The 23,473-nt window shown below is 64.1% G+C and carries 19 protein-coding genes, 1 tRNA gene and 1 pseudogene; 19 read left to right on the forward strand and 2 right to left on the reverse strand.

Annotated features, from left to right (window positions below; genetic code table 11):
* Window positions 1-334: 334 nt before the first annotated feature.
* From ACQ5J0_RS05670 to ACQ5J0_RS05685, 4 genes are all read left to right on the forward strand, one after another.
* Window positions 335-1,090, forward strand: a complete 756-nt coding sequence (locus ACQ5J0_RS05670) for a Hachiman antiphage defense system protein HamA (protein ID WP_462569563.1) — start codon at window positions 335-337, stop codon at window positions 1,088-1,090.
* The gene (locus ACQ5J0_RS05675) at window positions 1,077-4,505 is read left to right on the forward strand and encodes a DEAD/DEAH box helicase (RefSeq protein WP_462569564.1); all 3,429 of its coding nucleotides are present in this window, start codon (window positions 1,077-1,079) and stop codon (window positions 4,503-4,505) included. The genes ACQ5J0_RS05670 and ACQ5J0_RS05675 overlap by 14 nt, the downstream gene beginning before the upstream one ends.
* 213 nt (window positions 4,506-4,718) lie before the next feature.
* Complete coding sequence (locus tag ACQ5J0_RS05680; RefSeq protein ID WP_462569565.1) at window positions 4,719-5,846, forward strand: hypothetical protein; 1,128 nt, start codon at window positions 4,719-4,721, stop codon at window positions 5,844-5,846.
* Between the two features lie 546 nt (window positions 5,847-6,392).
* The gene (locus tag ACQ5J0_RS05685) at window positions 6,393-8,030 is read left to right on the forward strand and encodes a recombinase family protein (protein ID WP_462569566.1); all 1,638 of its coding nucleotides are present in this window, start codon (window positions 6,393-6,395) and stop codon (window positions 8,028-8,030) included.
* Here the strand turns inward: ACQ5J0_RS05685 and ACQ5J0_RS05690 are convergent.
* Window positions 8,001-8,077: transfer RNA gene (locus tag ACQ5J0_RS05690), tRNA-Arg, on the reverse strand. The two genes, ACQ5J0_RS05685 and ACQ5J0_RS05690, sit on opposite strands and share 30 nt — an antisense overlap.
* A 291-nt stretch (window positions 8,078-8,368) precedes the next feature.
* Between ACQ5J0_RS05690 and ACQ5J0_RS05695 the strand changes: the two genes are divergently transcribed.
* The 10 genes and pseudogenes from ACQ5J0_RS05695 (at window position 8,369) to ACQ5J0_RS05740 (ending at window position 17,980) form a co-directional block, all read left to right on the forward strand.
* On the forward strand, window positions 8,369-8,782 hold the full coding sequence (locus ACQ5J0_RS05695) for a hypothetical protein (RefSeq protein WP_462569567.1): 414 nt from the start codon (window positions 8,369-8,371) through the stop codon (window positions 8,780-8,782).
* A gap of 94 nt (window positions 8,783-8,876) precedes the next feature.
* Window positions 8,877-9,395: an MmcB family DNA repair protein gene (locus ACQ5J0_RS05700; protein ID WP_462569568.1), complete on the forward strand. Its 519-nt coding sequence runs from the start codon at window positions 8,877-8,879 to the stop codon at window positions 9,393-9,395.
* Window positions 9,396-9,482: 87 nt separating this feature from the next.
* Complete coding sequence (locus ACQ5J0_RS05705) at window positions 9,483-10,199, forward strand: sterol desaturase family protein (protein ID WP_462569569.1); 717 nt, start codon at window positions 9,483-9,485, stop codon at window positions 10,197-10,199.
* A complete protein-coding gene (locus tag ACQ5J0_RS05710; RefSeq protein WP_462569570.1) occupies window positions 10,196-10,645 on the forward strand; it encodes a DUF2141 domain-containing protein in 450 nt (149 codons plus the stop codon). Before ACQ5J0_RS05705 ends, ACQ5J0_RS05710 begins: the two co-directional genes overlap by 4 nt.
* Before the next feature lie 128 nt (window positions 10,646-10,773).
* Window positions 10,774-11,427 (forward strand): annotated as a pseudogene (locus tag ACQ5J0_RS05715) (PAS domain-containing protein); the annotation flags it as partial.
* Window positions 11,428-12,819: 1,392 nt separating this feature from the next.
* Window positions 12,820-13,965, forward strand: coding sequence for a phosphatase domain-containing protein (locus tag ACQ5J0_RS05720; protein ID WP_462569571.1), 1,146 nt, complete (start codon window positions 12,820-12,822; stop codon window positions 13,963-13,965).
* Between the two features lie 5 nt (window positions 13,966-13,970).
* Complete coding sequence (locus ACQ5J0_RS05725; protein WP_462569572.1) at window positions 13,971-14,888, forward strand: alpha/beta hydrolase; 918 nt, start codon at window positions 13,971-13,973, stop codon at window positions 14,886-14,888.
* A gap of 10 nt (window positions 14,889-14,898) precedes the next feature.
* Entirely contained in the window at window positions 14,899-16,266 is a 1,368-nt protein-coding gene (locus ACQ5J0_RS05730; protein ID WP_462569573.1) for a M48 family metalloprotease, read from the forward strand.
* Between the two features lie 20 nt (window positions 16,267-16,286).
* Window positions 16,287-16,979, forward strand: coding sequence for a DsbA family protein (locus ACQ5J0_RS05735; protein WP_462569574.1), 693 nt, complete (start codon window positions 16,287-16,289; stop codon window positions 16,977-16,979).
* A complete protein-coding gene (locus ACQ5J0_RS05740; RefSeq protein WP_462569575.1) occupies window positions 16,976-17,980 on the forward strand; it encodes a M48 family metalloprotease in 1,005 nt (334 codons plus the stop codon). The genes ACQ5J0_RS05735 and ACQ5J0_RS05740 overlap by 4 nt, the downstream gene beginning before the upstream one ends.
* Here ACQ5J0_RS05740 and ACQ5J0_RS05745 read toward each other — a convergent pair.
* Entirely contained in the window at window positions 17,977-18,537 is a 561-nt protein-coding gene (locus tag ACQ5J0_RS05745; RefSeq protein ID WP_462570062.1) for an HD domain-containing protein, read from the reverse strand. The two genes, ACQ5J0_RS05740 and ACQ5J0_RS05745, sit on opposite strands and share 4 nt — an antisense overlap.
* A gap of 140 nt (window positions 18,538-18,677) precedes the next feature.
* On the opposite strand from ACQ5J0_RS05745, the gene ACQ5J0_RS05750 reads away from it, so the two are divergent.
* The 5 genes from ACQ5J0_RS05750 (at window position 18,678) to ACQ5J0_RS05770 (ending at window position 23,459) form a co-directional block, all read left to right on the forward strand.
* Window positions 18,678-19,895, forward strand: coding sequence for a sensor histidine kinase (locus ACQ5J0_RS05750; RefSeq protein ID WP_462569576.1), 1,218 nt, complete (start codon window positions 18,678-18,680; stop codon window positions 19,893-19,895).
* 7 nt (window positions 19,896-19,902) lie between these two features.
* Window positions 19,903-20,700 carry a LytR/AlgR family response regulator transcription factor gene (locus ACQ5J0_RS05755; RefSeq protein ID WP_462569577.1) on the forward strand — a complete coding sequence of 266 codons (798 nt, stop codon included), beginning with the start codon at window positions 19,903-19,905 and terminating at the stop codon, window positions 20,698-20,700.
* Window positions 20,701-20,973: 273 nt separating this feature from the next.
* Window positions 20,974-21,429 (forward strand): hypothetical protein, encoded by a 456-nt coding sequence (locus ACQ5J0_RS05760; protein WP_462569578.1) that lies wholly within the window; start codon window positions 20,974-20,976, stop codon window positions 21,427-21,429.
* Between the two features lie 327 nt (window positions 21,430-21,756).
* Window positions 21,757-22,986, forward strand: coding sequence for an HWE histidine kinase domain-containing protein (locus ACQ5J0_RS05765; RefSeq protein ID WP_462569579.1), 1,230 nt, complete (start codon window positions 21,757-21,759; stop codon window positions 22,984-22,986).
* Window positions 22,987-23,186: 200 nt separating this feature from the next.
* Window positions 23,187-23,459, forward strand: a complete 273-nt coding sequence (locus ACQ5J0_RS05770) for a UvrB/UvrC motif-containing protein (protein ID WP_462569580.1) — start codon at window positions 23,187-23,189, stop codon at window positions 23,457-23,459.
* The last annotated feature ends 14 nt before the right edge of the window (window positions 23,460-23,473 follow it).

Consider the following 23,473-nt stretch of genomic DNA (forward strand, 5'->3'; position numbering starts at 1 on the left):
AGACGTTGGGCGATCCAACGCAACCGCTCAAAAGCTGCCATTCGTATAGGCCTAGACTGCTGACAGCTACGCGCTTTAATCTAAGTCATTGCACTTCAGCCGCCATTCTCCCGAAAGAAGACATCTACATCGAACAGGCGGATTAGCTACGGCTGGTGATAGTCCGAAATGGCACCTTTGTAGAACTGGTGGCAGTAAACTCCCCTTCCCCGAAATCGATGACGTAATCGGTAATGCACCGGAATCCACGGCGCTCAACAGGTTAGGCTACGACCCCGAAACCTGCCATAAGATCCGCTGGAGGGATCGCATGCCATTATATTGGGATTGGTGCATGTGCGCCGAAGAGGTGACAGGCCGGAAGCGTCTGTGGCTGCTGACTGAAAAGGCCGGCGGACGCGAGCAGGTCTGGGCGCTGTTGCTCGAGACCGTCAGAAGCCACTACGATCATCTCGACCGCCTCGCCAGCGATGTGGCACGTCTTGGCTATGAGAAGGCGGCGGAGATTCTGCAGACGCGAATGCCCACCGATGGACGGGCGCGGTCAGGCGACCTGGGGGAAATTCTCGCTTCCGAACTAGCCGGAGATACACTGGGCTACCGAATCCCGGTCAAACGTCTGCGGTTCAAGGACGGTCGTAACATGGCGCTGCGCGGCGACGACTTCATCGGCGTGGTCATCTCGCAGCACGGCCAGCTCCGCCTGCTCAAAGGCGAATCTAAGAGCCGCCAAGAGCTGGCTAAAACGACGATCACCGAAGCGCGCGAAGCTCTGGACCGCGACGATGGACGATGCACGCCTGAATCCTTGTTGTTCGTCGCCGATCGGCTGCTCGACAGCAACGACGCCGCCGATCAGGCGCTCGGCCAGGCCCTGCGCGACGAGATTGGCCTGAAATCGTTGCCGACGGGCCGCATCGATCACATGCTGTTCACGCTCTCAGGCAACGCACCGCCGCCGTCGCTGAAGGCGGACCTGGACGGCGTCGGCGACGACCGAAACCAGTATAGCGTCAACGTTCGTGTCCCGGATCATGGCGATTTCATCGGGAGCGTTTTCCTCGAGGCGGCCAAACTTGGAAACCTCTGACGAACTGATCGCCTTCATCGTCGACGTGACCCAGGATGGCGTATGGGGCGGGCTTCTCAAGCGCGGGGCGGCCTGGTCGATCATTCGCCGCGAAGGTGTTCTTCCCGCGGACGCGCCAGCGCTTGGTCGCACGATCGAGACCGATCTCGCTGAATATGGCTTCGCGCTGTTGCGGGCCGCATTGGCGCTAAAGGAACGCGTTGGCGAGAGCGAGATCGGACGCAAGGGGTTCGAATTTGCGGCCAATGCCTTCGAGGCGCTGGTGCGCAACGGGGCGCCGGATTCAGCAAAGCGCAGCTTCCATCGCACGGTTGCCGCGGCCGCCTATCATCTTGCCGGTTTTTCGGCGATCGCCTTCTCGCTGTTCGGCGATCGCGGCAGCGGCTTCAATGAAAGTCCCGCCGAAGCCGCCCTGATTCTGCTGATGCTGCGCGATCTCGACGGCTTGCGCCGTCATGTTCGTGGGCGGTTGACCGATGACAGTTTGAGCGACGACGGCCTGTGGTTCGCGCTCGAACAGCATCATATCGACACCGACCAGGCGATTGCTGAAATCCTCAACTCGACGGTCTGCCGCGCGCTTGCCTATTATGATTTCGCTCTACAAACAGGTGAAGCGACGCTGGTCGCAGAGGCGATTGCGCTGCTCGACACGGGTCTCAACCTCGCCTCCGAAGCCGGTGTCGTCCCAGCCTGGTGGCTGCTGCGGCTCTGCCGGAACCTGATCGACGATCTTTGGACGCACTCGCTTCACGTCAATCTGCCACACGATGCCCCGCCGGGCGGCGACAAAACCTATCGAGACCTTCGGCGGCTATTCCTGGGATCTCTCTATGCGCGGAAGAACGCTGAGGTCGAGCTATGGCCTTCGCAGCGCGAGGCTGCACGGCGAGCGAGCGACTTAGCCGACGATCTCGTCGTCGCGCTGCCAACCAGCGCGGGCAAGACCAGGGTGGCGGAACTCACCACCTTGATGACGCTGGCGACGGGCCGCCGCGTGCTTATCGTCACGCCGCTGCGTGCCTTGTCGGCGCAGACTGAGCGCTCGTTTCGCAACACCTTTGCGCCGCTCGGTTTCTCTGTGTCGTCGCTGTATGGCGCATCGGGCATGTCGCCCGGCGATGAAGATGCGCTGCGGACCCACAAGGTCATCATCGCTACTCCGGAGAAGCTCGACTTCGCGCTACGGTCCGACCCGTCAATCATCGACGATGTCGGCCTGATCGTGTTCGACGAGGGGCATCTGATCGGCCCGACCGAGCGCGAGATCCGCTACGAGATCCTCGTCCAACGGCTGCTGCGCCGGCCGGACAATGCCGATCGCCGCCTTGTCTGCCTCTCTGCGATCCTGCCCGGCGGCGATCCTTTGACCGACCTGACGGCCTGGATTCGCTCCGATGCGCCTGGCGATGCGGTCGAGTCTGACTGGCGTCCGACCAGACAGCGGTTCGGGACGATCGCTTGGCAGGGCCAGTCTGCCAAACTCTGCTTTGACCTTGAGGCTGATGGCCCGTGGGTCGCGCGGTTCGTCGAGATGGCCGACGCGATCAAGCCACACAAAAAGGCGCGGCCGACCAGCACTAAGGAGCTGGCATTGTTCGCGGCTTGGGAATTTGCCGATCAGGATAAGCGCACGCTGATCTTCCAACCCCAAGCCAATTCGGTCATCGGCTACGGCGCGACCATCGTCGATCTGTGCGCGCGCGGCTATCTCTCGCCACTGCTCGACGACGAGGCAGCCATCGCCCGAGCACTGGAGATCGGGCGAGAGTGGCTCGGCGAAGATCACCCTGCCGTCGGTTGTCTCAGGCTCGGCGTCGCGATCCATCATGGCAAGCTGCCCAATCCGTTTCTGCGCGAGATCGAGCGGCTGCTGGCCGACGGCGTGCTCAAGGTGACGGTGGCCTCACCGACGTTGTCGCAGGGACTTAACCTTAACGCCGCCGTGCTGCTCGCGCCCTCGCTGTATCGCGCCGGCCAACTGATCAAGGGCGAGGAATTTGCGAACGTCGCCGGCCGGGCCGGCCGCGCGTTCATCGACGTTGAGGGCCTTATCCTCCACGTCATGTTCGAACCGGATGACTGGCGGCTGGGAGTCTGGCGCGGACTCGTCAACTCTGCGCGGCACCGCGCACTGCGCAGCGGCCTTATTCAAGTCATCAATCTGATCGTGGAGCGTATGGCGAGACAGGGCGCGTTCGATCGCGCAGACGCCGCGGAATATCTCGCAAATTCACGCGAAGGCTGGCTTGAGCCCGAGGACGCGGCCGATGGCGCTGACCTCAATGAGGAAGCCAGTGAGGCGGTCGAACAGGAACCCCTCGCCCAACTCGTCGAGAAACTTGACGCGACCGTGTTCGGTTTGATCGAAGCGCTGGATTCAGAGAGCGAAGACTTACCCCGCCTGCTGGACGAGGCCCTACAGGGATCGCTTTGGGCCCGGCAAGTCGACCGGGAAGGCCCGCGCGCGCGGGACCAACATCGTTTTATCCTTCAGGCGCGCGCCAGACTGATCTGGAATTCGACAACGCCACAGCAGCGGCGGGGCCATTTCTCGATGGGGGTCGGCCTCGAAGCGGGCCTCGCGCTCGATGCGATCGCCGAGAAGCTGGCTGCGCTCATCGATGACGGCGATCTCGCCGCGCTGCGCGGCGATGCCGAAGCATTGGGCGACGCGCTGGTCGGGCTTGCTGAACACCTGCTCGTGATACGCCCGTTTGCGCCGGACGCGGAGATTGTCGGCAACTGGCGCGATGTGCTGCGTGCCTGGGTCGCGGGGGCGAATGTCGGTGCAATCGGCGCGGACAATATGAAGCTCGTCGAGGACGTCTTCACCTACCGTCTGGTCTGGGCGCTCGAGGCGATCAAGACCCGGCGACTGACGATGGGTTGGGAGCCAGACATAATCGTCGGTGGGGCCGCCGCGGCGCTGGAAGCTGGCGTTCCGAATTTCATGATGTCGATGCTGGTGCGGGCGGGCTTGCCGTCGCGTCGCGCCGCAATGGCCGCGGTTCAAACCGGCGGAGCGGAATTTCTCGATGGCGCGGGCATGCGAGAGTGGCTGGTAAGTGATGCCATTGTCGCCCTTACCGATGCCGGTAACTGGCCAACGCCCGAGACGGCAGCGCTGTGGCAGCGATTCAGGGATGAGGCGCTCAGCGCTGCTATCCAGCGCTGGCACCGTGTTGCGGCGGACCGCGCGCTCGTCGGTCAGGTATCGCCCCCGCCGGGACTCTATCGGGTCGAGCGAGATGAAGGCGCGGGTCAAAACTGGCTAGTTACGCCCGACTATCGTCGCGTCGCACAGATAAGTGGTAGTGTGCGCATGACGCGACCTTGTATAATTGCTGCGCAAATCGTGGAAGGGGTCAGTGGAGTCCGTATAGAGCGCCTCGGCCGCGGGGTCCTACTCTGACTTCTTACGAAAGCTAGCCAATACCCGTGTCCGTTGACATTCACTCGCCATCACATGCGAGAATAAGCCGGGAGCGAGGGGAAGATCCGCAGTGATGACGTTGAATTACATAAGCTTGACAGCTCGCGGAAGAGTCCGTGCATTTATCCTAATCCAAGTGATTAGGAGTCGGTCCGATCCGGCTTCTCGGGCTGCCAGCCAAGAGCCGCAACCTTGAGCACCATGGCTGGCGCCACCTTGGCGGGCGCGCCTATCCGGGCGTCGCCAGCCCCGGTGTCGAGCGCATCCTGGGGCGGTTTGCACAAGGGGCTGATCAAATTGCGGCTCTGCCATGCCCGGGGCCGGTCCTACCTGCTACCAGACGCTCTAGTTGGTTTCGGAGGCACCCGCTTTTTCCTTCCGAGTTTCTTCGGCCCGCCTGAGCTCTTTTTCAAATTGTTGCCAAGCGGTTCGTCGTTCGGAACCAGGCACCATCAAGCAACGCTGTGTTTGGATGTTGCCGAGCCGCGCGCCGCAGTGGCTACGCGTGTGGCGGTCAGCTTCCGCTCCGATGATCTGGTGCGCGTCTACGAAGACGGCGCCCAGCTTTATCGTTGCACCTACCGCGCTCCACTGGCCTTCAAGCTTTCTAACCAAGTTGCGGGCAATTGCATCGAGCTTGCCAACGGCGATTTCGGCTTGATCGTCTATCATCACACCACCACGGAGAACGCCGCCCTGATCCATTCCAGTGGTGAGCTCTGGTCGAGCCCTAGGAACTTGGCCGGCACTTCGGAGCTCGTAAACGCGTCGCACCTCTACTTCACGACGCTGTCGACAATCGAGGACGAAGCGGACCTACGGCGCGTGGCGATGAGCTCTACTGCAACGATCGGATTTCAGACGACTTCCGACCGTTATCGCGAAGCGGTAGTTGACTTGCAGGTCTTAAAGGGAAGAATCGACGCGCGTGTTTCTGCTATCCGCTTCTTAGTGCCGCTTGGCATCATCGCCCCGGCGCATCTTCTGTATCATCCGCTGACGCGGGCAGAACCGGCCTATTATGAGGTGGTAGGACCGGAGATCGTCCGCGTAGCCATGAAGCCGGGCGTAGCGGGCGCGATCAACGGCGAGCAGATCGAGGTTGCGAACTCAGCGCTTAAATCGTTCAGCTATGTTGTCGAGGGAGATGCCTCCGGGCTGGACGGACTGGTCGAGCCGATGCGCGAGGCAAGTGCATTCGGCGTCGCCCACATTGAGGCGTTAAATTCTGGCCAAGATCTCTTTGAATTCTGGCAGGCTAACAAGAACCGCGATCTTCATTCTGGGCGAACCTTCGAAACCCGCATTCTGCGACGTTGACGGATCGGAAGAACGGAGGTGCGGATCACGTTCAACCGGTGCCCGAGTCTGGATGCTTTGAAGCTAGCTGAAATGACCAGCCATGGGTCTTAACGGCCCGAAGGGCTTGCTGAACGGACGTCCGCACCCCTGTCATACATGACCAAAAGCGGACTGTCGACAACCGGCCCAATTCCCGCCACACCCTGAGAACCTGAATGAAAGACCAGTGCTAGGATGCCGAAAAGCCACCGCGAACGTTGGCTTCTAGGTAATCTCATATTCTTCCTGCACGCAGGATCCTTAGCACTTCCAGTTCGACCGAAGGCGGCGGGCTTTAGAACGGTCTTAGGGGTAGAATGCACTTCGTCCTTCGTCGCCAGCCTACCTCAGGTGTATGGCGGCACGACCAGAGAAAAACGAACACCATACGCCGGGACCGGATACGTCCCAGCGCGTCGTCGTTCGTTGGTTGCCGCATATTCCGGTAATCGAGAACGAAGTCCGCTTTCTCGATAATCTGATAGGATCGGAATTAGCGGCTTTGTTCGGCGAGGAATTCTGACCATGGCTCATCACTCCCCCATACGCGTTTGCATCTATACGCGCGTGTCGACCTCGCGCCAGGCGGACAACGAACTGTCGCTCACCGATCAGATCGAACGCGCACAGCAGTGGTGTGACCAGAACGGCGCTGTCGCAGTGGACCAATTCGTAGAACCGGGTGCGAGCGCGATGGACGACGACCGTCCGCAGTTCCAGCAGATGATGCAACGCGCGACGAGCGACGAGCGGCCTTACGACGTTATTGTAGTGCATTCGCTCTCGCGGCTTTTCCGGAACGCAGAACATTTCATGGTCTACCGGGCCCGCCTGAAGCTCGCGAAAGTTACTATCGTCAGCATCACGCAGCCGTTTGGGGACGATCCTGCATCCGAACTCGCTGTCGGCATCCTAGCTCTGTTCGACGAATATCAATCTAAAGAGACCGCCAAGCACGTGCGTCGCACGATGCTCAAGAACGCGGCCCTCGGATTCTGGAACGGACAGACTCCGCCTCTCGGTTACAATACCTACGAAGCAGATCGAATTGGAGGCAAGAGCAAGAAGAAGCTAGAGATCAAGGATGAGGAAGCGCCGGTCGTGCGCAAGATCTTCGATCTCTACCTCGTCGGTCCGACAGGAGGAACGCCGCTCGGGATCACCCGCGTCGCTGCTTGGCTGAATGAAAACGGTTTCAAGTATCGCGGTCGTAAGTTTCACGTCTCCAACGTCCAAGCGGTGCTGCGGAACACCGCTTATGTCGGAGTGGCGATGTATAATAAGCGGGACTCGAAGAGCCGCGAACTGCGTCCCGAGTGCGAGTGGGTGCCGATCCCCGTGCCAGCAATCGTGAGCGAGGATGATTTCGCCGCGGCGCAGATTAAGCTGAGCGCGAGTCGCGTCGTTAATACACCCGCACGGGTCACGACTACCAACAACCTACTCATCGGCGTCGCAGTATGTGGGTGCGGTGGCGACGGCTGCGGTGGCGGCATGGTTGCCGCTACCGGCAAGTCGGGAGCGTATCGGTATTACGCATGCTCCAACCGGATGCGCTCGGGGCGGACCGCCTGCGCCGGGCGCCGTATTCCGCGCGACCAATTAGACGATGTCGTTATGAAAGCACTCAAAAAGCGTCTGCTTACGTCAAGCCGGTTGGAGGACTTGCTGGCCGGTTGGCTCGACATGTCGGAAAAGGCAGTGACGAACCGGCGCGAAGAGCTGCGCCAGCTACGCACACGCAAGACGAGCCTGGAAGCGGGAATCGACCGGCTTCTCGATCTCGTCATTCAAGGTCAGATGTCCCCGAGCGACGAACGTTTTTCGAGAAAGCTTCATCAAGAAAAGCAGCGGCTGGCTCAGGTGAAGGCCGACATCGCCGTGACCGAGCGTCAGCTCGCCGGTAGCATTCGCAAAATCACGCCAAAAGTCATCGAGCGTTTCACCCTCCTTATGAAGGAGCGCCTGAGTGATGCAGACCCGGCGATGCGGCGCTTCTACATCAAAGCGCTGGTGGGACGGGTGGAAGTCGGAAGTCAGGAGATTCGCATCTCCGGTAATGTTCGCACTCTAGAGAACGCCGTCGCGAATAATGGCGCCCCCGTATCCAAAGTTCGCAGCATCGAACGAGGATGGTGCACCCGACAGGATTCGAACCTGTGACCTTCGCCTTCGGAGGGCGACACTCTATCCAGCTGAGCTACGGGTGCCCTGTGCTTACGCATGCTTACGCGGAAAGATTTGCGATGTGAACCCAATCCCGTGTATTCATCCAAGCGTCTAAAATTCCGATCAATTCCTTCAAATCCAACCACCAAAACCGCCTTGACCTCTGCCTTGGGAGGGCAGCGCTCTATCCAGCTGAGCTACGGGTGCATGCTGGCCAGACGGTGGAGCGGCGCTCTAGCAAAGCGTGTTGGCTCGCGCCAGCGCTTATCGCGGGGTGTGTGCGCCGGCCAGCGTTAGCGATTTGGCAAGCTCGCCGGGCTAGCCTCAAGGGCATGAACGCGCTCCGTCATGAATTCGACCTCGCCCATACCGCCATGCTGCCGCCGGTCGGCGATGCCGACTCCGTGCCCTTTGCGCTCGCCATCGAGCTGGAGGCGCGCTGGGAGGCGCTCCACGATGCCGCCGATGCGGTGGCGCAGCTCGCGCAATTGGCGCATGAGCGACCGGTCGGCGCGATCGCGTCGCTGCCAGCACGCGCGGCGCGCGCCGGGGGCTGGCGCTGTCAGGCGGTCGCCAACGGAATCGACGATCTCGCGCTGGTCATGCAGACCGGGCTGCGCGCGCTGATCGGTGCCGCCGACAACGGCCGCGACACCACCGCCGCCGCGCTGACGCTGTGGCGCGAGTTCCACGCCGCCCGCCAGGCGATCTGCGCTTTCGTCGAGCCCGAGCTGGCCGCCGCCTGAATGGGCGCCTGAGCGGGCGGCTGAGCGGTCGCCTCGCCCAGCGGCGCGCCCCCGCGAGCTTGACGAGGTTGCCTTTTTGTTCCAGCGCAGCGGCATGGCCGACTCGCTTGCCCCCGCCCTCTCCCGCTCCTCCGATCCCGCGCTCGATTCCGAGGCCGCGAGTGCCCGCGCCGTGTGCCGCGGGATTGCGCGGCTGTTCGCGCGCAACGATATCTGGTGCCTGCCCGAGATGCCGCTGCGTGGCGGCCGCCGCGCCGATCTGATGGGGGTCGACCCCAAGGGCCGCGTCATCATCGTCGAGATCAAGGTCCAGCGCGGCGATCTGCTCGGCGATAGCAAATGGCCCGATTATCTCGATCATTGCGACCGCTTCTTCTGGGGGGTGCCGCCCGGGCTCGATCGCAGCCCGCTCGACGGCGAGGCCTACCGCCCCGATTGCTGCGGGGTGATCGTCGCCGATGGCTATGATGCGGAAATCCTGCGCCCCGCCCCGCTCCACCCGCTTGCCGCCGCGCGGCGCAAGGTCGAGGTCGAGCGGCTGGCGCGCGCCGCGCTGCGGCGGCTGACCGTGGCGGGCGATCCCGATTGCGCGCCCTGGGGCCAAAGCGAATAGGGGGCGACTAGGCGGGCGACCAGCACCCGGCGAGAGCGCACTAACTTCTGTCCTGCCCGCGCGGATTGCGGCATAGGCGGGGCCGCCATGCTCGCCGCCATCCTTCTCTCCACTCTCGCGATGACGCTGATCGTGGCGCTGCGCTATCTCGCCACCAGCGGGTTCTTCGCCTGGCTGACCGCGCGGCGCAGACCCGGCTACCACGCCAGGCTCGGTCCGCAGATGCGCCGCGAGATCCTCTGGTCGCTGGCCTCGGCGGCGATCTACGGCATTCCCGCGGGAATCGTGGGCTGGGGCTGGCAGGAGCGCGGCTGGACGCAGATCTATACCGGCTGGCAGGACTTCCCGCTGTGGTATCTGCCGCTTTCGGTGCTGCTCTATCTGTTCGCGCACGACACCTGGTTCTACTGGTCGCACCGCTGGATGCACCGCCCCCGGCTGTTCCGCTCGATGCACGCGGTTCACCACGCCAGCCGCCCCCCGACCGCCTGGGCGGCGATGAGCTTCCACCCCTACGAGGCGCTCACCGGGGCCTTTGTGATCCCGCTGCTGGTGTTCGTGATCCCGATCCATGCCGCGATGCTGGGGCTGGTGCTGGCAATCATGACGGTGATGGGGGTGACCAATCACATGGGCTGGGAGATGTTTCCGCGCCGGCTGGTTCACTCGCGGTTAGGAGGTTGGCTGATAACCGCCAGCCACCATCAGCGGCACCACGAGGAATACCGCTGCAATTACGGGCTCTATTTCCGCTTCTGGGACAGGGTCTGCGGCACCGATAAAGGTCTGAGCAGCGCCATATGAAACTTGCCTTTTCCCTGCTCGTGCTGCCGATCGCCGCGCTGTCGGGCGCCGCCGGGCACCCGCATAGGGGGACCGATGTCACCGTCACGGTAACGCAATTGCGCAGCGCCGACGGGCAGGTGCGCGCCTGCATGACCGGCGACCCGGACCGCTTTCCGCAATGCCGCAGCGGGACGGTCTCGCACCGCGCGGTGGTGGCGGCGCACAAGGGCGAGGTCACCGTCACCTTCCCCGATGTCGCCCCGGGCCGCTATGCCATCGCGCTGCTCCATGACGAGAACTCCAACGGCAAGGCCGACCGGGCGCTCGGCATGATGCCCAAGGAGGGCTTCGGCTTCTCGCGCGATGCCAAGGTCCGGATGGGCCCGCCGCGCTTCGAGGAAGCGGTGTTCGAGGTCGCCGAGAGCCCCAAGGCGATGGCCATCAAGATGCGCTACATGTTCTGACCGGCTGCCCGAAACCATGCCGCGGGACAATCGTGCCCGATGGTTAGGGATATGTTTACCACGGCCCGTCACAAGCAGGATGCAGACCACCACGCCCACAGGGCGCGCTTTCAGGGGTAGCATCGACGATGGACAGGCTAGGCGGCAGTTTCGGCTCGCGCGGAGCGTATGACGACGAGCCCGACTTTTCCGGCCCCGACTTCTCCGGCCCCGACTTCCACGGCGAAGACGACGACCCGATCGTCGAGGAGCCGCCCTCGCCCGTCGGGCAGGACGAGCGCCGGATGCAGGTGCGCGCCTACAATCACTGGGCGAGCCTGCTGGCCGACCGCAGTTTTCCATCGATCGAGGATCTCGATCCGGCCTCGCTGAAGGATTTCGGGCCCTATTCGGTGCTGCTCGATTTCACGCAAGGGGTGGAGAACCCCGGAATCGAGTATCTGGGCGAGCGGCTCGCCGAGGAATGCAGCGCCCAGGACGCTACCCACGCCATTCACGCGATCGACGCGGTCTCCGAGATACCCGCGCGCTCGCTGCTCAGCCGCATCACCGACCATTACATGCAGATCCTCGCCAACCAGGCGCCGATCGGGTTCGAGGCCGAATTCGTCAACCAGCGCGGCGCGACCGCGCTCTATCGCGGCATTCTGCTGCCCTATTCGAGCGACGACGAGACGATCGACTTCATCTTCGGGGTGATCAACTGGAAGGAAGTCGCCGACCAGCAGACCGCCGACGAACTGCTGCTCGAGATCGGTCAGGCGCTCGAGGCGGATGCTGCGGCGGATGCCTATGGGGACGAGGACAGGGCGGGGGACGAGCGCGAATCGATCGCGCATGACGTGCTCGTCTTGAAGCAACCGGTCCTGATGCACCGCGAAGCGGGCGAACTGCCCGCACCGGCCTTCGGTGGCGCTGTCTCCGGGGATGGGCCAGGCTGGCCGGCGCAGCAGTGGGACGATGAAGAGGACGAAGACGAAGACGAAGACGAGGACGAAGCGCCGCAGGGCGATTGGAACCGCACCGCCATCGGCGAAACCGCGCGCGATTACGGGCTGGACGAGGAATATGACGAACCCGAGCCGGAAGACGTTGATGAGGTGGTCGATCCGCTGGCCGACGACAGCGTCGGCACCGGGCTGTCGGCGCTGATCGGACGCGGGACCAGGCCGCGCCCGACGCTCGATCTGCCCTCGGCCTATGATGACGAAGACGCTGCGCCGGTGCCGCAGGCCTACGAGCCCTCCGAGCACGGTCCGCAAGTCGGCTTTGTCGCCGCGCCGCTTTCGACCGACAGCGACGCCCCGCAAGACGATGAATTCGACATCGACACTTTCCCCACGGGAGAAAACCGGGATGAGGCGCCCAGTCCGGGTGAAGCCGAGGGTCTCTACGGCTGTCTCGCCGCGGCGCGCGAGCTGGCGCTGGTCGCCAGTTCGAGCGAGGACCGCAGCCGCGACGCTCTCTACCGCGCGGTCGGGCGCGCCTACGATTTCAGCCTCGAGGCGGTCGCCGATCCCGAGGGCTTTCAGGAACTGATCGCCGACAGCGGGCTCAAGGTCCAGGAACGCGCGCCGATGACCCCGGTGGTCAAGCTCGTGTTCGGCGCCGATTACGACAAGACGCGGCTGACCGAATACGCCGCAGTGCTCAGCCATGCCCACCGGCTGCAGGTGACCCGCGGCTCGCTGGCGCGCTATCTCGGCGAGGCCGAGGGCGGGCTCAAGGGCGTGGTCCAGGCCGAGCGCCGCGCGCGCCGCGAGGAAGCTGGCGAAAAACTCGACGACGGCGCTTCGGTGCGCGATTCGCTGGCAAAGAAGCTGCGCGCGATCGAACCGCTCGCGCTCGACGATCTCGACCCCGAGGGCTGCGAGTTCGCGCTGGTGATGGTCCGCCGCACCGAGGACGGCGAATTGCTGGTGTTGGGCGAGGTGCCCGAAGACGTCCCGCTGATCGAACGTGCCGCGCGCAAGCTGCTCGGCTGACGCGCGAGCCAAAGCGATCGAGGGCAACAACCACTTCGTCATCCCAGCGAAAGCTGGGATCGGTCTCGGAGACGCGCTGCACCTGGGACCAGGCCGACAAAGATCCCAGCTTTCGCTGGGATGACGCTTCGCCGCAGATACCGGAACCAGGGGCTATCCAGTCGCGAATCGCCAAGCTAGCGCAGGGCGATGGCTCTGTTTCCTACCCAGCCCGTGCGCATCCAGCCCTATTTCGGCTACCGCAACCGCGAACGGCTGACGATCTCGGCTCGCGCTCTGCGTGCGCCGCGGCCCGGCTTCGACGGCAGCGGCCGGCTGCGCGCGATCCGCACCATGCTGTCGCAATTCGCCTCGCACGAGGTGGCCGATCTGCCGGTCGATCTGGAAATCCAGCATCCCGACGGGCGCCGATTGCAGCACCAGGGCGTGACCGACGACGAGGGCTTCGTCCATTTCGACGTGGAGCTCGAACCCGAATGGGAGCTCGACGCGCACAGCCAGTGGGAGGTGGTCGCCTTTCGCTGGGACAATCGCGATGGCGAGCAATGCGTCGAGGGGCATGTCCTGGCGCCGGGGAGCGAGGCGATGCTGGGCGTGATCTCGGATATCGACGACACCATCATCGAGACCGGGATCACCGGCAGTTTCCGCAAAATCGCGCGCAACTGGCGCCGCGTGGTGATGCAACTGCCCGACGAGCGGCTGCTGGTTCCCGATGCCGACGTCTTCTACAACGCACTCGGCGGCGGCGCGGTGCTGCGCACGGGCAAAGCGCATACCGGCGACCGGCTGGCGGCGACGCATCATCCCTTCTTCTACGTCTCCTCGAGCCCGTGGAACCTGTTTTCCTATCTGGTCGCGTTCCAGAAGAGCCGCGGCCTGCCGCTCGGCCCGCTGATGCTGCGCGACTGGGGACCCGACCGCAGCACCTTCGGCAAGGGCAGCCACGGCGCGCACAAGATCGCGGCGATCGCCCGAATCGTCGAGACCTATGATTCGCTGCAATTCGCGCTGATCGGCGATGATTCGCAAGGCGATCTGCTGGCCTTCTCCGAAGTGGTCGCGACCCATCCGGGGCGGGTGCGCGCGGTCTTCATCCGCCGCGCGGGCGATCCGCTCAGCCCCGAGGAGATCGCCGCGCAATCGATGATCGAGGCGGCGAACGTGCCGCTGTGGCTGGGCGACAGCTACACCAGCGGCCAGCAATTCCTGCGCGCGATCGGTCTGTCCCATGACGGCGAGGCCGAACGGATCGTCGAGGCGGTCGAAAAGCCCGCCAACACCGGCATTGGCACGGACATGGGCACCGCAAGCGCGCCGCAGCCGGAAGCATGAAGCCAATGGCGGCGTGGACGCTGGGCGGGATAGCGGCGCTGCTGGCGCTGGCCGGGCTCGGCTTCTGGATCGTGCTGCAGGTCAACAGCGTCGCCGTGCTCGATACGATCGACCGACTGACCGGCGGGACCCGCGATGTGACGCGCGTTGCGCAGGTCCGACTGGGCGAAGCTGCGACGCAGACGTTGTCGCTTTACCGCGCGCGCGGGACCGAAGAGCCCGCACCGGTGCTGCTGTTCGTCCATGGCGGCAGCTGGGAATGGGGCGACCCCAAGGATTACGGCTTCGTCGCCCGCTCGCTCGCGCCCGCGGGCTATGTGGTCGCGCTGGCAGGCTACCGGCTGGGCGAAGAGGGGCGCTACCCGGCCATGCTCCAGGATACCGCGCAGGCGGTCGGCTGGCTGCACGCCAATGCGGCGCGCTATGGCGGCGACCCCGGGCGGATCTATCTCGCCGGCCACTCGGCGGGCGCCTACAACGTCGTTCAGGTCGCGCTCGAACCGCGCTGGCTTGCCTCCGAGGGGGTGCCGGCGTCGGCGATTCGCGGCGTGGTCGGCATGGCGGGTCCCTACGACTTCTTCCCCTTCGACAAGGATTCGACCCGCGCCGCCTTTGGCGATGCGCCCGACCCGCAAGCCACGCAGCCGATCAACCATGCGCGCGGCGACGCGCCGCCGATGCTGCTGCTGACCGGGACCGACGACACCACGGTCAAGCCGCGCAACACGCGCGCGCTCGCAGAGGCGCTGGAGGACCTCGGAGCGCCGGTCGAGGCGCGCTATTACGACGGGTTCGACCACAGCGATGTGCTGGTCAGGCTCGCGAGCCCCTGGCGGCGTCAGCCGGGCCTGCGCGGCGACATCCTGCGGTTCCTCGACCGCACCGGGCAGGCTTCAGTTCCGGTTCAGGGCGAAACCCGCTAGCAAGACCGCGATGCGCATCCTCGCTCATGTCTTCGCCTTTTGCGCGCTGCTGGCCCTCGGAGTTCAGCCGGTCGCCGCGCAATCCATCCTGCGCGACGCCGAAACCGAGGATTTCCTCGACGAGCTCGCGGCGCCGCTGATCGAGGCCGCGGGGCTCGAACCCGGCAATGTCGATATCGTTCTGATCAACGACCCTTCGATCAACGCCTTCGTGGCCGGCGGGCAGGCCGTCTATCTGCACAGCGGACTGATCGACGCCGCCGACACCGCCAACGAGGTCCAAGGGGTGGTCGCGCACGAGCTGGGCCATATCACCGGGGGCCACATCATCCGCCAGGGCGACGGGATGGCGGCGGCGAACCGGATCTCGATCCTCTCGCTGATCGCCGGGCTGGGCGCCGCGCTCGCCGGCGCGGGCGATGCCGCGATGGGAGTGATGATGGCCGGCCAGCAAGCGGCGATGGGCAAGTTCCTCGCCTACAACCGCGGCGAGGAATCCTCCGCCGATGCGGCCGGCGCGCAATATCTTTCCGATGCCGGGATCTCGGGGCGCGGTTCGATCGCCTTCTTCAAGAAGCTGCAGAACCAGGAGTTCCGCTATGGCTACAGCCAGAGCGACGAGGCCGCCTTCACCCGCACCCACCCGCTTTCGGGCGACCGCATCGCCCGGCTGCGCGACAGCTATCAGCGCGATCCCGCCTGGGAGGAGCCCGAGGACGCGCGGCTGGAGCGCCGCTTTCGGCGGATCAAGGCCAAGCTTTCGGGCTATCTGGAAGAACCGCGGCGCACGCTCAACAGTTTCCCCGTCAGCGACACCGACGTGCCCGCGCGCTATGCCCGCGCCTATGCCTATCACAAGGCCGCCCGGGTCGATCAGGCATTGGCCGAGACCGACGCGCTGATCGCGCAGGATCCCGACGACCCCTATTTTCTCGAATTGCGCGGCCAGGTGCTGCTCGAATCGGGCCGCGCCGAGGAAGCGCTCGTCTCGCTGCGCCGCGCCACCGAACTGACCCGGGCGGAACCGCTGATCGCCACCCTGTTCGGCCATGCGCTGATCGCCACCGAGGACCGCGACAATTACGCCGAGGCCGAGGAAGTGCTTCGCGCCGCGGTGGCCAAGGACCGGTACAATCCCTTCGCCTGGTACCAGCTCGGCGTGGTCTATGCCGCGCGCGGCGACATGCCCCGCGCCCGGCTCGCCAGCGCCGAACAGCAGGTGATGAACCGCGAATATGCGATGGCGCTGCGCAGCGCGCAGGCCGCCGAGGCGGGGCTGCCCGAGGGGACGCCAGATTGGCTGCGGGCGCAGGATATCGGCATGCAGGCGCGCGCGCTGATCGAACAACAGACCGATCGCGGCGGCGGACGACGCTGACGCAGCGGGGGCAGGAACACATGAAAACCCATCTTATCACTGCGCTGCTGGCGCTGGTCTTCGGCTTTGCCGGCGCGGCGGCATGGTCGCTCAGCGGCTTGGGCAATCCGCAGATCCGCGACTATCTGGTCGCCAATCCCGAAGTCCTGCCCGAAATGGCCGGAGCGCTGCAGCAGCGCGAGAGCGAGGGCCGCTTGGCCGAGGTCGCGGGCGAGGTCGAAACCCCCTTCCCCGGCGCGGTGCTGGGCAATCCCGAAGGCAGCCGCACGCTGGTCAAGTTCACCGATTACGGCTGCACCTATTGCCGCGCCGCCGAGGCCGACGTCCAGAAGCTGATCGCCGAGAATCCCGAGCTGCGCGTGGTGGTGCGCGAATGGCCGATCTTCGACGGCAGCGAACAAGCAGCGCGCATGGCGCTGGCCGCGGCCAGGCAGGGCAAATATCCGCAATTCTACTCGGCGATGTTCGAGCTGGGCCCGCCCTCGCCCCAGACGGTCGAGGCCGCAGCGCAGCGGGCTGGCCTCGATCTTGCGGCGGCGCGGTCCTATGCCGAAAGCGAGGCGGTCACGCGCGAACTGGCGCAGAACATGGGGCTGGCGCAGCAGCTCGGCTTCACCGGCACGCCCAGCTGGGTGAGCGGCGAGCAGATCTTCCAGGGCGCGGTGGGTTACGAGGCGCTGGCCGAGGCGGTCGCCGCCGACGCACCGGCGTGATCCGGCGCTCAGGCCTGGCTGCGCTGGGGCTGGTGCTGGTGCTGGGGGCTCCGCTGGCTGCCCAGACCATCCAGCTCCCCGCCGGCACCGCTCCCGGCGAAGCGCCAACCGAACTCTCCGACCTGCAGTCCCGCGACGCGCGGCTGTTCGCGGTCGGGTGGCGGCTGGTCACCGCCAATGCACCGTTTTGCGAGCGCGTGATCTCCGCGAGCGGCGTGCTGCTCCACGATGCCGCGGCCTACGACCGGCCCGGCGCGGTCCGCAGCGAATTCGGGCTGAGCGGCGATATTGCGGTGCTGGCGGTGGCGCCGGGTTCGCCCGCGGCGCTGGCCGGTCTCGCCGCCAACGACACGCTGCATACGCTGAACGGACGGGTGCTCGAGGAGGCCTTCGCGCCATCCGATCCCGCCTGGCAGCGGCTGGTGGATATCAAGGATGCGCTCGATATAGGTCTGAGCGAGGGACCGGTGGCGCTCGAATGGAGCCGTCCGGGCACCGCGAGGATGCAGGGCTCGCTCACCGGAATCCCCGCCTGCGCCAGCCGCTTCGAGGTGCTGGCCAGCGGCTCGGGCGCGGTGGCCGATGGCGCGCGGGTGCTGCTGGGGCGCGACTTTCCCGGTTTCGGCTATCCCGAGGACGAATTCGCCGCCGGCGTCGCGCATGAGCTGGCGCACAATCTGCTGCGCCATCGCGCGCTGCTCGAGCCGCTGGGCCGCCCGCGCAAGCTCGTCCGTCTGACCGAACGAGACGCCGACCGGCTGATGCCGTGGCTGCTCGCCAATGCCGGCTACGATCCGCACGCCGCCGCGCGCTTCATGAAGCGCTGGGGGCCGCGCCACGGCGGCGGGCTGTTTCGCAAGCGCACGCATGACGGCTGGGACGAGCGGGCCGAGTTCATCGCAGCCGAGATCGTAACCGTCGAGCGGCTGATGGCGGCGGAAGGCACCGCCGATTGGTCGCGCCATTTCGCCCCTCAAGCCGGCGCGGAATCCCCGGACTAGGCGGCTTCCTCGTCGAGCGCCTTGGCGTATTGGCTCGCCAGCGGCTTCGCCATCACCCGGCGCACCGTCGGTTCGAAGAATTCCAGCGGTTCGCTGGCGTAGTCCGGATCGAACGCGGCCTGATCGTATTTCTCGCAGAATTCGCCGCAGGCTTCGTAGTGCTCGTGCCCCTCGAAGGCGTCGCGCGCGTTGCGGTCCATCCCCAGATGGTGGAAATAGTAATAGCCCTGGAAGGCGCCGTGATTCTGACAGATCCAGTGCAGTTCCTCGCTGACGAAAGGCTTGATGATCGCGGCCGCGACCTCGGGGTGGTTGTAGCTCCCCAGCGTGTCGCCCATGTCGTGGAGCAGCGCCATTACCACATAGCGCTCGTCGCGGCCGTCGCGGTGCGCTCGGGTCGCGGTCTGCAGCGAATGCTCGAGCCGGCACACTGGAAAGCCGCCGAAATCGCCGTCGAGCAGCTTGAGGTGTTCGAGCACCCGGTCCGCGACGCCCTTGGCGAAGGCGCGGTATTCGCCGCCGATGATCGCCCAGTCTTCCTTCGTGCCCTGCTTCATCTCGCGGAATTTCGCGCGCTCGGCCACGGCGTGTCCCGTCTGTTCGCTCACATCCATCGCATCTCTCTCCATATCCCGCGTCAAACCTATAGCCTAGCGACTGGCCTAGCCAGCCGCAAATGGGCTAAGGGCTGAGCACAATGGCGGTCCTGCCCATCCAACCGACGCCCTTCTTCGCCAACAAGAACCGGGCTTTCTGGTACCTGCAAATCTGCGGGTGGGGCGGCGCGTTCCTGCTGCGCGCGATTTCGGCCTTCGCCAACGAACAGCCGCTCGACTTTCTCGTCATCATCCTGATCCAGGCGGTGACCGGCTTCTCGCTCAGTCTGGTGCTTGCGGTGATCTACCGCCAGCTGATCAACCGCCGCCCGCTGGTGACCTGGAGCTCGACCGCGCTCGCGCTGGTTCTGGCGGTAGGGATCCACGCCTTCATCGACAGCTGGGTGCTCGATCTCGCGCGCCCCAGCGGCGAGACCGATTTCGTGCGGCTGTTCGTGGGGATCTATTTCTACGATCTCACCGTGCTGGGCGCGTGGTCCGCGCTCTATTACGCGATCAACTACTTCCTCCAGGTCGAGGAACAGGCCGACCGGCTCGAGCGCCTCGAGATGCAGGCCACCAGCGCCCAGCTCGAGATGCTGCGCTATCAGCTCAACCCGCATTTCCTGTTCAACACGCTCAATTCGATCTCCACGCTGGTGCTGCTCAAGCAGACCGAGCCCGCCAATGCGATGCTCACCCGGCTTTCCAGCTTCCTGCGTCACACGCTGGTCAACCAGCCGGGCAGCAAGGTGACGATGGCACAGGAGGTCGAGACGCTGATGCTCTATCTCGACATCGAACGGATGCGGTTCGAGGAGCGGCTGCAGACCGAATTCCAGGTCGATCCGGTTGCCTCGCAGGCCTGTATCCCCTCGATGCTGCTCCAGCCGCTGGTCGAGAATGCGATCAAATACGGAGTCAGCCCGCAGGAAGAAGGCGCCACCATCAGCCTGGTCGCGCAGATCATCGGGCCGCGGTTGCGGGTGACGGTGTCGGACACCGGACCGGGGATCAATCAGGGGATCAACCAGGGCGGATCGGAAGGCCTGCCGCCGACGCTGATCGGGTCCTTGCGGCGCAGCACCTCCACCGGCGTCGGTCTGGCCAATATCCGCAACCGGCTGGCGCAGGCCTATGGCGATGATCACCGTTTCGAGATTCGGTCTCCCGACAGCGGCGGGTTCGCCGTGCTGATCGAGATTCCCCACGAACCGGCCGAGTCCGCAGCGGACGAGCCGGGCACGTTTCCACCGCCGACGCGGCAACCGGGCGAGGGTCCGTCCGTTGTCGGACTGCCACTGCCGGAAAGGGCATAGGAAAAATATGACTATCCGCACCATCCTCGTCGACGACGAGAAGCTCGCGATCCAGGGGCTGCAATTGCGGCTCGCAAAGCACGAGGACGTCGAGATCATCGACACCTGCCAGAACGGCCGCGAAGCGATCCGCGCGATCAAGACCTTGCGCCCCGATCTGGTCTTCCTCGACATCCAGATGCCCGGTTTCGACGGCTTCTCGGTGGTCCAGGGGGTGATGGAGATCGACCCGCCGCTGTTCGTCTTCGTCACCGCCTATCAGGAACACGCGATCCGCGCCTTCGAGGCCAATGCGGTCAACTATCTGATGAAGCCGGTCGACGAGGACAAGCTCGCCGACACGATCGAGCGGGTGCGCAACCGCCTCGCCGAGAAGAAATCGACCGAGGAAGCCGAGAAGCTGATGAACGTGCTGTCCGAAGTCGCGCCGGGCGCGGCGGAGGAATTCTCGCAAGGGGAGGACGATGCCGCCTCGCGCTACGAGAAGCTCATCAACATCAAGGACCGCGGCCAGATCTTCCGCGTCGAGGTCGGCACGATCGAGCATATCGAAGCCGCGGGCGATTACATGTGCATCTACACCGGCGACAATTCGCTGATCCTGCGCGAGACGATGAAGGATCTCGAACGCCGGCTCGACCCGCGCAAGTTCCAGCGCGTCCACCGCTCGACCATCGTCAACCTCGACCAGGTCCGCCAGGTCAAGCCGCACACCAATGGCGAATGCTTCCTGGTGCTCGACAGCGGTGCCGAGGTGAAGGTCAGCCGCAGCTACCGCGATGTGGTGGCGCGCTTCGTGCATTGATTTGCGGCGCTCAGGCCCATCCGGGCCTGCGTTCTCGATGCTGATTCCTCCGCTACGCTTCGGGGCATCTGCGGGCGGCCGGTCGACCTTGCGGTCTGCTGGCCGCGGACCGGATGGACGATTTGCCGCGTCGGCGATGGGGCATATTCAATCCCAAAGCTGCCTGTCGCAAGCGCCCCAGGAGCGATCGTTGCCGCCGAGTAAATCTATTTTGGTTGAGCCGCTTCTGCTGGAATGGCAGTGATGGCACCGGTCTGTCCATCGGAGAAAGTCGTGAATAGTCTCGTCCGTGTATCTGCTCTGTTCGCAGCCTTTGTCATGCTGTCGGGCCAGGCACCCCCGCCAGATGCCGGCGATGGAACAGATTTTTGCACGCGTCTTGGCAAGAATATTGGTCTCGAAAAAATGAAAGCGACCGATGGCAAGAATGGTTGGACGGCAAACGCCTTGAATTTCGGGCAACGCTTCCTGTTTGGCGGAACAACGGCGACTTCGGTTGCTGTCGAACCCCTCGAGCCGGCCACCGTCGAAGACTACAAGCGGCTGGATGGAATGTGCGCTGCGGAGGGCAAGGGTGCTGTGTGCCGCCTTGTCGGGCCAATCAATTTCAAATTCGTGTGGAAAGGCAACACTACGATTACGCCTGTCCTCTCCGACGAGAGAGCCACGGTCATCGTTGAGGGTATCAAGACCACCTGCCAATCAGACATTGTGCAACCGGTTGAATAACCAGCGCCTCGGACGCGTCCCTTTTCCACCTGGTTAAAGCCATTCCCGGCTCCCCGACGTGACAGCAAGGCCCGTCCGGCCGCTTTAGCGCATTAGCCGCCTAAAGCTGGAATTCCCTGGCCGACCCAATGGCGGGTACCGGTCGCACCTTCCTGGTCACCGAAATCTGCCGCTACCTGAGCCCACACCTTTCAGCGGCCTTCTAGGGCGATTGCTGCCTAGCGGATTTTCTAACCGTTGTCGGGGTCAGCGGCCGAAATGCACGCGTTGAAGCTTTGTCCGACGAGGGTACACGGCAGTCCGCGCGGCTGACTTGCATTGCGGACTTTGCAGATCGTTCCATTGTTTCCTAGAGAACCTGAAGCGAACCCATCGGAGTGCTCCAACCTGAATTCTTCCAATCGGGCAGGCAGCGGCGACGTTCAGGGCCATCTTCGGGAAAGCGACGAAGGCGAGCGTCTGCGGGCGGAAAATTCGGCTTTGAAGGAAGAAATCGCCTCGCTGCGCAGACTTGTCGGCAACAGGGACATGGATGCGGATCGCGACGATGCCGTTCGAGAAGCGGTAGAACAGGAGGCTAGACGCGGTGGACGCGATCTCGCGGAAATGACCGCTCGACTCGATGCGCTTATTCGCTCCTCTTCCGAAGTGCGCTACCTGATCAACGCGGACTGGAGCGAGCTTGCTCAACTCTCGGGCGGTGGATTCATACCTGACACATCCGAGGACAACGTAGATTGGCTGGACGATTATATCCCCGAGGAACACCGGGGCCTGGTGCGGACGGAAATTGAACGCGCGATCGAAGCGAAGGACACCTATCACCTTGAGCACAAGGTAAACCGGGTCGATGGTTCGGTCGGATGGGCGCTATCACGCGCGGTACCCCTCTTCGACGAGAACGGCGGGATCAAGAGTTGGATGGGAGCGGCATCCGACATCACGGCCCGCAAAACTGCGGAGGAAACCCAGCAGGTCCTGAGCCAGGAGCTCTCTCACCGGATCAAGAACATCCTTTCTGTTGTTCAGAGCATAGCTACTCAGACACTTCGCACAGCTTCCAGTACCGAGGAAGCCCGGGAGGTCCTCGAAGCCCGGCTAAATTCTCTGGCGCGAGCGCAGGACATCGTGACACAGGACAGATACGCCGAGACTGAGGTCCGCACCCTGGTTGATGCTGCGCTTGCACCCTATCAGGATGCTGCGGAACGCATCTCGAAGGACGGGAGCCGGATCAAGCTGCCCGCGCAACAGGCGCTTGGCCTTTCCCTCGCCCTCCACGAATTGGCGACCAACGCGGCAAAATACGGTTCCTTGTCGAATGATGCAGGCACTGTCTCCATATCTTGGGACCTCGTCGATGACACATTCGTTTTCGACTGGCTCGAAATTGGTGCGCCCCCGGTAACTTCTCCTGCCCGCCGTGGATTTGGCTCGAGGCTGATCGAGCAGGTCGTCCCTTCCTATTTTAATGGCAAGGGCCGGATCGACTTCCAAAGCGAAGGAATACGATTTCGATTGGTGGGAGCCGCCAGCGGAATCGAGATCTCTGATTGAGTGCCCGAAAGCGGATTGGCCAGGAATCCCTCCAAAGAAGGGGACTGGACGTGCAACCGAGCAGTTCGGCCCGGCGACGGCTTTCTCGGCTTAGCCTCCTGAAAGCGGGCCTTCGGATCTTGGGAGCATCGAGATCGGCTTCGAACATCCGACGCTAGGGTCCACTGGGGCCAGAGGGCACATATGTGCGTTGAGGGGTGATGAGCAAAACTATCGAGGATCTTCAAAGCGAAATGGAAGCGGCGGCGCGCGCTCTCGATTTCGAGGAGGCACGGCGAATTCGCGACCGCATCAATCTGATGCGAGGCGGAGCAGATGCTGCCGAGGCTGCACAGGCCGACACGTCGGGTTTGGTTCGCCAGCAGCCGGGCGCCATGGGGCTTGGCACGAGCCGGCAACGGCCGGTTCCTCCGCCAGGCTGGAAACCACCGCCAAAGCCCGATCTCAATACATCCGGTCGGAAACGTAGGTAAGGATCGAAACGAAG

It is taken from the genome of Qipengyuania sp. SM2512 (assembly GCF_054954005.1).